We start from the raw sequence: 13,055 nt of genomic DNA, 5'->3' as shown, positions 1-13,055 counted from the left end.
GCAGGAGCACTCGTGGCTCCTGCTTTTTAATAGAATCGAACACATGCTTCTCAAGCAAATTCTTCCCAATGTTTCGGTGGTTCTGATGTAAAGGTCATCTTTTTCTTCGTCCATGGATGAATGAAGTGAAGACGCTCACAATGCAAGGCCTGACCATCCACCCCATCTACTTTTTTCCCGCCATATAACGTGTCACCAGCTAAAGGATATCCCCTATGGGCCATATGGACACGAATTTGGTGCGTCCGACCGGTGAGGAGTTTAAAGCGGATTCGGGAATAATTTTTCTCCTGATTAATCAGATGGTACTGAGTTTTTGAAGGCTTTCCCTCTGGAGATACAACTCTTCGAATGATGGAGTCCTCTGCACGGCCGATTGGCTCATCAATCAGACCTTCCTTTTCACGAAATTCTCCTTCAACTACCGCAACGTACTGTCGTGAAATCAAGTCCAATTTCTTAGTTAGAAGCCAATGACTATAAGCGTGTTTAGCAATCAACATCAATCCAGAAGTATCTTTGTCCAGCCTCGTGACAATATGGGCCGTACAGGGGTACCCTCTTTTTTCATATTCAAAAAGCAAGTAACTTGCAATTGAAGGCTCTTTTTGGTCAAAAGGAGGTACCACTGGGATGCCTGCAGGCTTGTCGAGGACAATGACATCATCATCCTCAAATACGATCGGTAAAGTCCCCTGGTGAGGAAAGATCGCTCCTTTTTCTTCTTCAGGAAAAACGAGGAGGACTTCATCCCCTGTATCTAATGGGCGCCACATCTCCACCTGAGTTCCATTTATGAATACCATACCGTCCATCCGAACTTTCTTGAGCAATTGTCGGGAAAACTCACCCGCCTGTAACAGAAATTCCCGAATGGAGGAACCAGCGTAAGCCTCTGTCACCTGCCACCTCTTTGTCACATTAGTCTGAGTAGTCATCAGCTACAAAGGAGTCGTGGACACGTTTCCAGAAAGGAAATGGACGGAACCTTGCAAATCGGACTTTTTCTTCAGCCACGCGGCATTGAATCGATTTTACGTCTTTATAGGTACGAGTGATGTGATCGATCGTAAAAAGAAAACTGCGGTCATGCTTCGGCTTGAACATGCACGTATGATGACTAGGTAAAATCAATGGAGACCCAATCGTTCGGAACACACGGTTATTGATCGAAGCCATTTCAGCAATTTGGAAGGCTTCAAGAGAAGGATGCAGAATCGCTCCTCCCAGCGCTTTATTATAGGCGGTACTCCCGGATGGTGTAGACACGCAAAGACCGTCTCCACGGAACGTCTCGAAATGGTCTCCTTTAATTTCAATGTCCATAACCACCGAACCTTCTGACGTTTTGATCGTACACTCATTCAGCGCAAGGTAGCGGTCCTCTTCTCCCCCGCTTTTCGGGCGGATGGTAACTTCAAGGAGTGGATATTCGACCACCTGAAACGGTGTCTTCGCAATCTCAATGATCAGCTTTTCTAATTCTTCCGGCATCCAATCTGCATAAAAACCGAGGTGGCCGGTATGTATTCCTATAAAAGCTGTTTTATCCAATCGGTGAACATACGTATGGAAAGCCTCCAGCAATGTGCCATCCCCACCGACAGAAATGGCAAGATCTGGTTCATCTTCATTGTATTCCAACTTGAACTCCGTCAAGTAGTTCTTGATTTTCGAACGGATTTCGTTCGATTTTTGATCACCTTTAGAAAGGATCGAGAACTTCATCGTCCACCCACTCCTTTAAGTTTTTCTAGGGTTCTTTTTTTGTTCTTCTTTTCTTAGAAACGCTCGTTGTGCTTCTTGGATCTCGCTTTTTATTTTGGACATCTCTTCATCGAGCTGAAAGGCAGCCTCACCGGCACGTTTGAGACGTGATTTGATTTCTGATGGTATTTTCCCCGAATACTTATAATTTAATGAGTGTTCATTGGTCGCCCAAAAGTTCATGGCAAGGGTGCGGATCTGTATTTCTGCCAATACTTTTTTCTCTCCATGAATGGTTTCCACCGGGTAACGAATAATGACATGGAAGGATCTATACCCACTATCCTTTTTCCTTGAAACGTAATCTTTCTCTTCTACGATTTCAAAATCATGGCGGTTCCGAAGCATGGTGACAACCGCATAAATGTCATCAACGAATTGACAGACCACTCTCACTCCAGCTATATCCTGCAGTTCTTCTTCGATGTTTTCAGGATTAATGGCTTTTCGTCTAGCCTTTTCAATAATGCTTGATTTCGGCTTTACGCGTCCGGTTACAAATTCGATAGGGGATTGTTCTTCCTCATATTCAAACTGCCGGCGCATGCCTTTTAATTTAATTTTTAATTCTTCCACAACTTGTGCATAAGGTGCTATAAATATATCCCAATTCATCAAGCAACCACCTTTATGTATCCAATCTTCATAGTAAATATGTGCGTTTTGTTCATCATTCATTGTATCATAAAGTTAGCCTGCAGAATAAGCAGAGCGCCTGACATTATACTACGATCAGGAGGTCTTAACCATGGCACAGGAAATTGAAATCGAGTTTAAAAACTTATTAACAGAAGACGAATATGAAAAGGTTTATCATTTTTTACCATTCAAATCAGTTGAACTCATGGAACAAACCAATTATTATTTTGAAACAGAAGACCTAAATCTAAAGCAGCAAGGAGCCGCTTTAAGAATACGTCAAAAACAAGGTCAATGGACATTGACGCTGAAGCAGCCACATGCAGAAGGTCTGCTTGAAACTCATGATTCGCTTACAGAAGAAGAAGCCAATCTTTGGATTCAAAACAAAATGACAGAAAAGCCTCATGTATCCAAGCAACTGGATGACCTTGGTATATCCCTTGAAAATCTTCACTACCTCGGTTCTCTTACAACGAGACGAAAAGAACTTGCCTACAAAGAGGCTACCGTCGTCCTTGACCACAGCCTTTATTATGACAAGGAAGATTATGAGCTGGAAGTAGAAGCCGGTTCTAAAGAGACCGGGAAAAAAGTGATCGACGAAATCCTGCATGTATGCAATATTCCGAACCGTGAAACAGATAATAAGATCAAACGTTTCTACGACAGAAAGCGACTGCAATCAGAATAGTTGCCGTTCTCTAGCCCTCATTGCTAAAATGATGAACAGACAGGAAGGGATGCTATGCAACAACGAGAAACGTTTTTTGAGGAAATTGGTAAAGAAAAAATCGATGAGCTTGTCGAAGCTTTTTATAAACGTGTGAGTGAACACCCGGATTTAATTCCGATCTTTCCGGACGATCTTACAGAAACCATACGAAAACAAAAGCAATTTTTAACCCAGTTCTTCGGTGGCCCCCCACTCTATGTTGAGGAACATGGCCATCCGATGTTACGGGCAAGACACCTGCCTTTCAAAATCACACCTACAAGAAGAGATGCATGGTTATCCTGCATGTCCGGTGCCATGAATGAGGTTGATATTGAAGAACCACATCGTTCTTTTATGTTTGAAAGGCTTACGATGACAGCAAACCATATGATGAATTCACCAGAAGATGAGAAAGGAGAATCGATGTGAGTTGGAAAAGTTTAAACAGTGACAGTGATACAACTGGAACAGCGAGCGGTTTTTTCGATTTACTGAAACGACCGATTGAGATCTATGTTTTTATTGATCCCTTATGCCCCGAATGCTGGTCACTGGAACCCTTCCTCAAAAAGCTCACGATCGAATACGGACGCTTCTTTACTCTCCGGCCGATCATCAGCGGGAAGCTATCTTCTTTACACCAGAATAAAATAAAGAAGCCTGAAAACTTGAAAGAGGCGTGGGACAAGACCGGGTCACGTACAGGCATGTGCTGTGACGGGGATGTATGGCTTGAAAACCCTATATCCTCCCCGTTTGCCACAGCTCTTGCTGTAAAAGCTGCTGAATTACAAGGGAAAAAGGCTGGAATGCGCTTCTTACGAAAAGTACAGGAATATGTTTTCTTGGAAAAACAGAACATTTCAGATGAATCGGTTTTAATCGAGTGTGCTGAAAAGTCCCGTCTTGATGTTTCTGAATTCAAAAAAGATCTCCATGGAGAGGCTGCACGAAGAGCCTTACAGTGTGACTTGAAATTAGCTCATGAGATGGATGTGGATTCCACTCCTACCATTGTCGTCTTTAACGAATCAGAAGAAGATGCTGGCTTGAAAATCACAGGATTATACACGTACGACGTTTATGTGAAAGTGTTGAAAGAAATGCTACAAAAAGATCCAAAGCCAGGAATAAAACCAGCTTTGGAGGATTTCTTGCAACACTATCGCTTCGTTGCCAACAAAGAAATAGCGGTTGTGTATGACTGGACAGAACAAGAAGCGAAACGAGAAATGAAAAAGCTTGTACTGAAACAAAAAGTGCGGGAAATTCCCGTGAAGCATGGAGCTTTTTGGCAATATATCGAAAGTTGATTAAACTCCCGGAAGCGGGAGTTTTTCTTTGGCAGGGAGTCATGTGAATCCATTCCTCTCCATAAAATGAACCATGGAGGTGTGTGTGGAGATGAAAATTTGGGTAATCCTATTTTTCGTAATTAGTATTTTATTTCTTGCTGCTTTCCACTTGTTCGCACTCATGAATTTATATCCCATTTACATCAGTTCGCCCTTATTGTTCATTGCGATTTATCTCATTTTATCCATACCATCCCACAAGAAAACATTTCGCGGCTTTAAATAAAGAAACCCACAGAACCTTTTATTCTGTGGGTTTATCTGTGTTATTTTTTCAAAAGTTGTTCCATTTCATTTAATTTTTCTTCAAAAACATCCAATGCTGATAATATGGGATCTTTCGATGTCATATCGACTCCAGCCTGCTTTAGGACCTCAATCGGATAGTCACTGCTGCCCGCCTTCAAGAAGTTTTTATAGCGTTCAACCGCTGGTTCTCCTTCTTCAAGGATTTGTCCTGCTAATGCCTGTGCGGCTGCATAACCAGTAGAGTACTGGTACACATAATATCCCATATAGAAATGCGGAATACGTGCCCACTCAAGACCAATTTTTTCATCAATGACGATATTCTCGCCAAAGTATTTCTTATTTAGCTCATAATAAATTTCTGTCAGTTTTTCAGCTGTCAAAGCCTCGCCGTTCTGGGCTTGAACGTGAATCTCGTGTTCAAATTCCGCAAACATCGTCTGGCGGAAAACCGTACCACGGAAGCCTTCTAAAAAGTTGTTCAATAAATAAAGCTTCTCTTTTTCACTATTTGTCTTCTTAATCATATAGTCATTGAGAAGGGCTTCATTACATGTAGAAGCTACCTCTGCCACGAAAATGGAGTAGTTACCGTAGCGATATGGCTGGTTTTGATGCGTATAATAGCTATGAAGAGAATGGCCGAGTTCATGAGCTAACGTAAATAAATTATTTACATTATCCTGCCAGTTCATAAGAATATATGGGTTTGTTCCATAATGGCCGGATGAATAAGCACCGCTTCGCTTCCCTTTATTCTCCTCTACGTCAATCCAGCGATTTTCAAACCCCTCTTTAACGATATTAACGTATTCTTCACCCAACGGCTCCAAGCCTTTGATGACCAAGTCCTGAGCTTCTTCGTACGTAACTTCCATCTCTGCATCTTTCACAAGTGGAGTGTACAAGTCATACATATGAACTTCATCAAGGTCCAGCACTTCTTTTCGAAGCTCTGCATAGCGATGCAAGAGAGGAAGTCTTTCGTTTACTGCTTCGAGCAAGTTATCATAAACCGATTCGGGGATATTATTGCTATCCAGTTTGGCTTGTCTTGCCCGGTCATATTTCCTTACAGACGCGTTGAAATTGTTCTTCTTCACATGTCCTCCGAGTGTGGAGGCAAATGTGTTCTTGAACGACCCAAACGTATCGTACATGGCATCAAACGCAGATTTTCTCACTTCCCGATCATCTGACTTCAGAAAATTGATGTAGCGCCCGTGAGTTAGATCGACCTCTTCTCCTTTTTCATTTTTTATGGTTGGAAAAGTGAGATCCGCATTATTTAAGGCGCCGAAAGTTTGTGAAGGGTTGGCACCAATCTCAGAAAATCCAGCCAACAATTTTTCCTCTTTCTCACTCAATACATGAGCCCGTTGGCGTGTAATTTCATCGAGTGTATGTTCATATAGCTCTAAAGGCTCATAAGATTCAATAAAGCTTCTCACTTTCCCTTCAGGAAGAGCAAGAATCTCCGGAACGATAAAACTCATAGCCGAGGCGATCTTCGTGTATAAGTTCTCAGCCTTTGCATTCATCTCCTGATAATGAGCATTCGTTGTATCCTGGTCATTTCTCATATGGGCATAAGTGTACAACAAGCCAATTTTATGTGAAATTTTATCTTGAAAGGAAAGAAGCTCATATAGCTGTTCCGCCGATTCCCCCAGTTTACCCTGGTACTTTTCTAATTCAGGAAGCAGCTCCTTCGCTTCTTCTAATTCTTTATACCATTCTTCATCTGTGGCAAACATGGCTTCAAGGTCCCATGTTTTATCAACAGGTATATCTTCTCTTTTTGGTAGTTCTTTCGCAGACGACATTCAACATCCTCCTTCAAAATAATTCGTCACCCTAAAAATTTCTCGATTGAGGTGCAAATCCCTTCTTAAATCTTAATTCTTTGTAAATTTTTCAACTGTTCCAACGTCCTACGGTCATCTTCCAGCGCATCCTCCACTCGTTTATGGAAGGGGACCTGTTTGCTCTTGATATAATTATTCTTCCCTGTTTTTTCTATGATATTTAATTGAGTAAGTAAGTCTAAATATTGTTGGCTTAAATGAGGGACATATCCGTTTGGAGTCGAAGAAATCTTCAGGAAGGGAAATTCGATAGGAGAACCTATAGGAAGGTGAAAGAAATGATCCAGGAAAAGACGGGTTTGCCATACATACGGCCTCATTACAGATTGAACTTGGGCGGGCACAGGCAAATAACAAATACTCGGGATTAACGAGAAGTGATAACCCCTTAAGTAAAGATACTGACGATATTGACGTTCTTCAGAACTTACCTGACTCTGATAAACCGTCCGATTTTTATACCATAATCTCTCTACTTCTCTTAAGAAATGCCCTTCTCCGTGACTATATGGTACAGAGGAAAATAACTGAGCAAAACTAAGATTAGTTAAAGATGAGGAGAAAGTATTAGCAAAGACCCGGCGTCCACCTGCGGATTTGGCATTTGAAAGCACGCAGATGATATTTTTTGAAGCATGAAAGAAATATAAGTGATAATCATCATTTAAGTAATAAAGGAAAGAGCGGGTAAAATCACTGAGAGAACAATGATTGGAGTTTGAGGATTGAAGGTGTTTTGCACCAAGAATCCAGAGAGGAAAAATTCCTGCGTCCCGGTAGGAGAGGGTTCGTTTTTTGATTTCGCGCTTGGAGACAGAAGCACACTGATACTCAATCGCGATTTTCTTATCATTGACCATTAAGTATAAGTCCGGTCTTTGTCTAATCTCTGGCAAGTACTGCTCCAGCTGAACCTCATACCCTTGGTGCTTCAACCATGTAAACAACTGCCATTTTCCTCGATCATGTTCGACAGTCTCCCCTCCTTTTAGCACAGTACAATTGCTTTTGGGAAGATGGGAAAAGTGAGGAACCGTCCGTGTCCCCGACCGTATTTGCAACATTTCATGACAGACAGGACAAAAATAGGGGTTCTTCCTTGCCAAATTTATTTCCGCTTGCGTCAGCTGGTACAAAGATTGTAAATCTCCATTTGTATCTAAAGCATACAACACCTGCTTGATCACCTCCTATGTTCTTTTATTCGACGCAAGGCCCCAATAATCCTGCTTAACTTACCGGATTCGAACCTCGAACCGCTGTCAAACCTTAGGGAAATAGCCTGAGTATCCAAAACTGAGTCTTCATTTAAATGGCCCACAATTTTGAAGTAAATAAATATCATTTAAGACAAAAAAATAAGCACACGTGGTGGTGTGCTCGTCGAATTAATCGACAGGAAAATATTCTTTCACTGATTCCAATGCCTGCTCGCTGAATATCGTTTTTCCATACTCCTCCAACCTGTGAATCGTAAGGGATGACTCATGTCCGTATTCCATAAGTTGACTCAACACATTTTCTTGGTCATCATCACTCATATTTTCATCATTGAATTGAATATATAAATAGTAGCGGTCTTCAAAATGGAACAAGCGCTGCTCCATGGATTCAGTTGGTAATACGTAGTGGCTCAGTTGGATCACATCTTCAAAATCATTGAATTTGAGTGTGAACGTCAGAGGTTCATCTGAATCCTCCTGATCCTCATCGTATTCATTCCTTTGATCATAGTCTTCGGAAGATTGGAATTTATCATCAAGCAGTGACTCCAGTTTTTCATCCACTGGAACATCAATTGCCTTACCGTCCTCATTCGGAAGTTCGAGCTTTTGGCCATCCTGGGATACTTGAGCCTTAGTCACGATCACTTCTAGTCCTTTGTCCATCGCCTGGACCTGAATCCACAATGGACCATCCGCCTGGAAGTTTTCCTGATCGTTCACTTCATCCATCATTTCCCAAAAAAGCTGTTCACTGCGTTCTCGGTTATACCAGATTTCTTCTCTGTCGAAACCTCTTTGCTCTACGTCTTGATATGTTACGTAAAATTTAACGGTATTTTCATTAATGCGTTCGATTTCCATACGTTTCTCTCCCTTCTTGTCATGTTTTAAGGGGGAAGGGAACACTCACCCTTGCGTCGCTTATAAAACCTTACCCGTTAGGCCAAAGCTTCAACCGTCATGATGTGTGGAAATAAGGGTTGATGTACTTCTATTGTATGACAGCAAAGGCTGTTTTGAAAACAAAATGCTCGATTTCAGCATATAACCATTTGTGTCATGAATAAACATGGAAATAGGCCCTCATTCGGTTGATTGACTTTATATTTTAGCTTATTCCCTTAGGTTTGTCACTACATAGCAGGAGGATTTTTCAATGAACTGGGACTTGCTTGAACCATTACTCATCATTATCAGTATTGATATCATTCTTGGCGGTGATAATGCCGTAGTCATAGCACTGGCCAGCCGCAATTTACCCCCTCAGCAAAGAAACAAAGCGATTCTTCTCGGGACAGGCTTAGCCATCGCTGCCAGAGTCCTTTTGACTTTGGTTGCTCTTTATCTTCTCCAAATCCCTTTCCTTCAATTAATCGGAGGATTGCTTCTCTTTTATATTGCCATGAAACTGCTAACTGATACAGAAGAGAACGATCACATCAAAGCAGGTGACAGCCTGGCTGCTGCTGTAAAAACAATTGTCTTTGCTGATATCGTGATGGGTTTTGACAATGTACTTGCCATAGCTGGAGCCTCTCACAACAACATCATTCTCGTCATCATCGGGCTTCTCGTATCTGTACCTATCATCGTTTGGGGAAGCCGAATCATCCTCGTGCTCATGGACAAGTTTCCACTCCTCATTTATTTCGGCGCTGGGATTTTAGCTTACACAGCTGCCGAGATGGTAATGGAAGACCGCTATATCCTGCAGTATATGGAAGATTATCCACTTATCCATCAGTGGTTTGCAGTGGTTATGGTTATTGCAGTCATTACTTTAGGTTATTTTTCCAACAAAAGAAAAGGCACGGCAGTCTAACAAAAAATCACCCATTTTCTAAGTAAGAATAAGGGAATAAAAAAGCTGTGATGGTTTGATCACCATCACAGCTTTTTCATTTATTAATTGACTAAGCGTTGAGCTTCTTTCAATTGGAATGTGCGTACACTTCGAGGTAAGAAACGTCGAATTTCATCTTCGTTATAACCTACCTGCAGTCGTTTGTCATCCAAAATAATTGGGCGACGTAACAAACCAGGGTTCTCCTGAATCAAGTCAAAAAGATCTTGCATCGGCAGCTGATCGAAATCCACCTTCAATTTTTGGAAAACTTTTGAGCGTGTAGAGATGATTTCTTCCGTTCCATCCTCCGTCATACGGAGAATTTCCTTAATCTCATCCAACGTTAGCGGCTCGGAAAAGATGTTTCGTTCAGTGTAAGGAATATCGTGCTCTTCCAGCCATGCTTTAGCTTTTCGACATGATGTACAACTTGGTGAGGTATAAAGTGTAACCATACAGAAACTTCACTCCTCAATATTTTATGGTAGAACTTTAATTGCTTATTTTATTTGTAATCAATATAATCTAACCATGATTCTACTATAACACACCTGTCAAGTTTCATCTATAAAAACACGAACATATGTTACAGAAAGCAATTATAAATCGTTTCCATGTTCTTATACCACGTTATATATAAGGTTAAACCTCTTTTTTAGAGAAAATATAAAATTATTCTATTTTCAACTAATAGCCTTCCATTGAAAATACCCACCTTAATTAACGGTGGGTATATGTGATCAGTTTTTTGTTTTATCCAGTTCTTTTAGGATGTTTTCCATATCACGCTCTTCATCATGAGTCAGCACTTCATCGACAGGCTGATAGGATTTTCCGTAGAATTCTTTATCCTTATACGTATGGATTTCTGTGTACATCTCTTTCATCTGCTCATAAATTTGTTCCTCAGACGCATCTTCCGGAGACCAGTAAAGGATTTCCATTTGATTGAGTTCGTCTGTAACAACAGAGCGTCTTGTGTAACCAATGGATTTTGCGTGCTTAAATCCTTCACGCTGATAAAAGCGGAGTCTTGCTTCAGTATCCGAGTCATCATAATCGACAGGTTCGACTTCCAGGATGATCGGCTTCCCTTTCGCCTTCATTTTTTCGATGAGTTTATGACCAAGTCCTTGACCACGTGAAGCAGTGGAAACGTATACATAGTCGATGAAAAGAAAAGAATCAAATTCCGCGTACATAAGGACGTGGTGTTCTCCTTCATCTTTGTAGTACACATCACTTTTTTCTTTCAATAATGCTTCCATGTGTTCTTTTGATTTCATTTCCTCTACTGGGAAATACTCGTTCAACTTCTCATACCAATTCATTGATCTACTCCCTTATCATTAGTCATCTTCTATTATACCGAATAATCATTCAGTTGTTAAATGCTATTCTATACACTTTCTTTTGCATTTGTAGCGTCAGCTGTGTATAGAATGTGGAGGCTTCTTATAAGATATGCTCTATTTATCCATTTCCTAAAATAGCTCCGAAAAAACGTCCCCCTTCTTTACCTTTGGGCTGCGGGGAATAGCTCGCTTTCCGCGGGAGCGCGGTGAGCCTCCTCGGACTTCGTCCTGTGGGGTCTCACCATGCACTTTTTTCCCGCAGGAGTCTCGCCATTCCCCTCCGCCCCTTTGCCATATAAGTATCTCGAAACTACATCCGGAATAAGCTGCTTTTATGCACATGGTAATTGGAGGGAATCAACTCCCAAGAAGGCTATTACGTATGCGAAAAGGTTGTTATAGTGCGCTTTATGCTTAAAACACCAGGATAGTGGAAGGCACCCTCTCACAGTGAAAGGGTTCGTTTCCTCCTGCATCGAATGGGGTGGTTGAGAAGCTGCGAGACTCCCGTGGGAGAAGGAGACAGGCGAGATCCCGCAGGGCGGTAGCCCGAGGAAGCTCCGCGCTCCCCCACAGGAAACGAGTTGCTACCCAGCCACCCCCACCGCTCAATACGGCAAACGAAACCCGAAACATCTCGAAATCAAGTCTTCAAGAAACCTGCCATTATCTTCAATAAAGAAAAAGGTGTGGAATCTTTTTGATTCCACACCTTTTTACTAATCTAAGGGTGTATAGTCTACGTTTTTCGTGTAATTGTTTCCAGCATTCCATAGAAGGAATTCGTCAATCCCGTTTTCGTTTAAGGCACGAATTTGAGCTTCCACTTCTGCTTTTCCATATTGCTTCGTAGGTCCAGAATAAAGCCATGGAGCTTCAAAATCCTGCAGCCAAGGGCGCGAGGTTGGAGAATTCTCTAATGCTCCCAATACCTCGTTCTCGACTTTTGCGTATTCACTTATTAGACGGTAAGGTTCAGTATCCGGTTTGGAGATTCCAAAATACGGCCCCCAGTGACTTGGATAAATCATAGATGAAATAACATCAACATTTGATGAAATCTTTGAAAAGTTCTGTCCGATGTTAGGTGCTTCTGTAATGGTTGCTGCATAGCCAAAGATATCTACAGAGACATCAACACCATAGTATTCCAACTCTTTACTGGCATATTCGACAAAATCTGTAACGGCCTGCACGCGTTTTTGGACATTGTCCATATCCATATCTCCGTACTTCCCTTGGCCGTACTCGAGAACATCGTCACGGCTTCCAAAACCTTCTGGGAAGCGGACATAATCGTACTGAATTTCTTCAAAACCCATTTCTGCTGCTATTTTTGCAAGTTCTACGTTATATTCCCAAACTTCCTCCATAAATGGATTGACGAATGATTCACCTTTTCCGTTTTTCCAAACTTGTCCATTCTGAGTGAAAGATAAGTCCGGGCGTTTTTCAGCGAGTAAGCTGTCCTTAAATACAACGACACGAGCAATTGGATAGATTCCTTTTTCCTCAAGCTCTTCTAACATAGCACGAGGATCATCAATAAATCCCTCGGCAACGTCGGCATAAGGAGAACCTTCTTCTGGCTCGAACGTGATGTTCCCGTTATCCTCTTTTATATCAATGACCATCGCGTTCAGTTCTGTATCTTCGACAAGTTTCGTAAGCTCCGCCATCTTCGCTCCACCGGCGGAAGGCCCCGTAACAAAAATACCTCTAACGGCATCTGGGTATTCAAAAGTCAATCCAGAGTTATATGTAAATCTTGCCGCTGGACTAGGAACGGTTAATTCCTTCAAACCCGATTGTTTTTTCGTAAGCATGGCGACCTCTTTCGTTCCTTCTCCATCTTCCGCCTTCACGATATGTAATGACCCCATCATTCCGAAAAGGAGAACCCCCGTGAAAATCATCATCCATAGTTGTCTTTTCCCCATGTGCATCCTACTCCTATCCTAATTTCTTCTAATCTTTATTATAAAAGAGGAAGACCATTTATAACAGAGCTCTCTGACAATTTTTCATAATT

Annotated in this window: 13 protein-coding genes; 4 read left to right on the top strand and 9 right to left on the bottom strand. The window is 41.7% G+C overall.

Features of this window, described 5'->3' with window-relative positions:
• Nucleotides 1-50 precede the first annotated feature (50 nt).
• From BLS23_RS15495 to yjbM, 3 genes are read right to left on the bottom strand one after another with little or no spacing between them, the layout of a single operon-like run.
• The gene (locus BLS23_RS15495) at nucleotides 51-902 is read right to left on the bottom strand and encodes an RluA family pseudouridine synthase (protein WP_244157240.1); all 852 of its coding nucleotides are present in this window, start codon (nucleotides 900-902) and stop codon (nucleotides 51-53) included.
• 19 nt (nucleotides 903-921) lie between these two features.
• Entirely contained in the window at nucleotides 922-1,728 is an 807-nt protein-coding gene (locus tag BLS23_RS15490; RefSeq protein ID WP_089653950.1) for an NAD kinase, read from the bottom strand.
• Between the two features lie 15 nt (nucleotides 1,729-1,743).
• Nucleotides 1,744-2,382, bottom strand: a complete 639-nt coding sequence (gene yjbM / locus BLS23_RS15485; RefSeq protein WP_089653949.1) for a GTP diphosphokinase — start codon at nucleotides 2,380-2,382, stop codon at nucleotides 1,744-1,746.
• 133 nt (nucleotides 2,383-2,515) lie between these two features.
• Here yjbM and BLS23_RS15480 point away from each other — a divergent pair, with 133 nt between their 5' ends.
• The 3 genes from BLS23_RS15480 to BLS23_RS15470 are packed head-to-tail and all read left to right on the top strand — an operon-like array spanning nucleotide 2,516 to nucleotide 4,437.
• Complete coding sequence (locus BLS23_RS15480) at nucleotides 2,516-3,100, top strand: CYTH domain-containing protein (protein ID WP_089653948.1); 585 nt, start codon at nucleotides 2,516-2,518, stop codon at nucleotides 3,098-3,100.
• 54 nt (nucleotides 3,101-3,154) lie between these two features.
• Nucleotides 3,155-3,553 (top strand): globin domain-containing protein, encoded by a 399-nt coding sequence (locus BLS23_RS15475; RefSeq protein ID WP_089653947.1) that lies wholly within the window; start codon nucleotides 3,155-3,157, stop codon nucleotides 3,551-3,553.
• Nucleotides 3,550-4,437, top strand: coding sequence for a ClpXP adapter SpxH family protein (locus BLS23_RS15470; protein ID WP_089653946.1), 888 nt, complete (start codon nucleotides 3,550-3,552; stop codon nucleotides 4,435-4,437). The genes BLS23_RS15475 and BLS23_RS15470 overlap by 4 nt, the downstream gene beginning before the upstream one ends.
• A 308-nt stretch (nucleotides 4,438-4,745) precedes the next feature.
• Here BLS23_RS15470 and pepF read toward each other — a convergent pair whose 3' ends face one another.
• The 3 genes from pepF to mecA all read right to left on the bottom strand — a co-directional run bounded on the left by pepF (nucleotide 4,746) and on the right by mecA (nucleotide 8,683).
• Complete coding sequence (gene pepF / locus BLS23_RS15465) at nucleotides 4,746-6,554, bottom strand: oligoendopeptidase F (protein ID WP_089653945.1); 1,809 nt, start codon at nucleotides 6,552-6,554, stop codon at nucleotides 4,746-4,748.
• Between the two features lie 65 nt (nucleotides 6,555-6,619).
• Nucleotides 6,620-7,771, bottom strand: coding sequence for a competence protein CoiA (locus tag BLS23_RS15460; protein ID WP_167356099.1), 1,152 nt, complete (start codon nucleotides 7,769-7,771; stop codon nucleotides 6,620-6,622).
• A gap of 213 nt (nucleotides 7,772-7,984) precedes the next feature.
• Entirely contained in the window at nucleotides 7,985-8,683 is a 699-nt protein-coding gene (gene mecA, locus BLS23_RS15455) for an adaptor protein MecA (protein WP_089653943.1), read from the bottom strand.
• A 295-nt stretch (nucleotides 8,684-8,978) separates the two neighbouring features.
• On the opposite strand from mecA, the gene BLS23_RS15450 reads away from it, so the two are divergent.
• A complete protein-coding gene (locus tag BLS23_RS15450; RefSeq protein WP_089653942.1) occupies nucleotides 8,979-9,644 on the top strand; it encodes a TerC family protein in 666 nt (221 codons plus the stop codon).
• An 83-nt stretch (nucleotides 9,645-9,727) separates the two neighbouring features.
• Here BLS23_RS15450 and spxA read toward each other — a convergent pair whose 3' ends face one another.
• The 3 genes from spxA to BLS23_RS15435 form a co-directional block, all read right to left on the bottom strand.
• A complete protein-coding gene (gene spxA, locus BLS23_RS15445; protein WP_008638741.1) occupies nucleotides 9,728-10,123 on the bottom strand; it encodes a transcriptional regulator SpxA in 396 nt (131 codons plus the stop codon).
• Nucleotides 10,124-10,408: 285 nt separating this feature from the next.
• Complete coding sequence (locus BLS23_RS15440; RefSeq protein WP_089653941.1) at nucleotides 10,409-10,999, bottom strand: GNAT family N-acetyltransferase; 591 nt, start codon at nucleotides 10,997-10,999, stop codon at nucleotides 10,409-10,411.
• 743 nt (nucleotides 11,000-11,742) lie between these two features.
• A complete protein-coding gene (locus BLS23_RS15435; RefSeq protein WP_089653940.1) occupies nucleotides 11,743-12,963 on the bottom strand; it encodes a putative glycoside hydrolase in 1,221 nt (406 codons plus the stop codon).
• Nucleotides 12,964-13,055: the final 92 nt, after the last annotated feature.

The organism is Halobacillus aidingensis, from assembly GCF_900104185.1.
Lineage (GTDB): Bacteria > Bacillota > Bacilli > Bacillales > Halobacillaceae > Halobacillus > Halobacillus aidingensis.
The sequence above is the reverse complement of the archived record's forward strand: the minus strand, read 5'-3'. Positions and strand labels throughout refer to the sequence as shown.

Coding starts and splice junctions, on each gene's coding strand:
- BLS23_RS15490 (WP_089653950.1), bottom strand. CDS start 1,728: ATGAAGTTCTCGATCCTTTCTAAAGGTGATCAAAAATCGAACGAAATC.
- yjbM (WP_089653949.1), bottom strand. CDS start 2,382: ATGAATTGGGATATATTTATAGCACCTTATGCACAAGTTGTGGAAGAA.
- BLS23_RS15480 (WP_089653948.1), top strand. CDS start 2,516: ATGGCACAGGAAATTGAAATCGAGTTTAAAAACTTATTAACAGAAGAC.
- BLS23_RS15475 (WP_089653947.1), top strand. CDS start 3,155: ATGCAACAACGAGAAACGTTTTTTGAGGAAATTGGTAAAGAAAAAATC.
- pepF (WP_089653945.1), bottom strand. CDS start 6,554: ATGTCGTCTGCGAAAGAACTACCAAAAAGAGAAGATATACCTGTTGAT.
- mecA (WP_089653943.1), bottom strand. CDS start 8,683: ATGGAAATCGAACGCATTAATGAAAATACCGTTAAATTTTACGTAACA.
- BLS23_RS15450 (WP_089653942.1), top strand. CDS start 8,979: ATGAACTGGGACTTGCTTGAACCATTACTCATCATTATCAGTATTGAT.
- spxA (WP_008638741.1), bottom strand. CDS start 10,123: ATGGTTACACTTTATACCTCACCAAGTTGTACATCATGTCGAAAAGCT.
- BLS23_RS15440 (WP_089653941.1), bottom strand. CDS start 10,999: ATGAATTGGTATGAGAAGTTGAACGAGTATTTCCCAGTAGAGGAAATG.
- BLS23_RS15435 (WP_089653940.1), bottom strand. CDS start 12,963: ATGGGGAAAAGACAACTATGGATGATGATTTTCACGGGGGTTCTCCTT.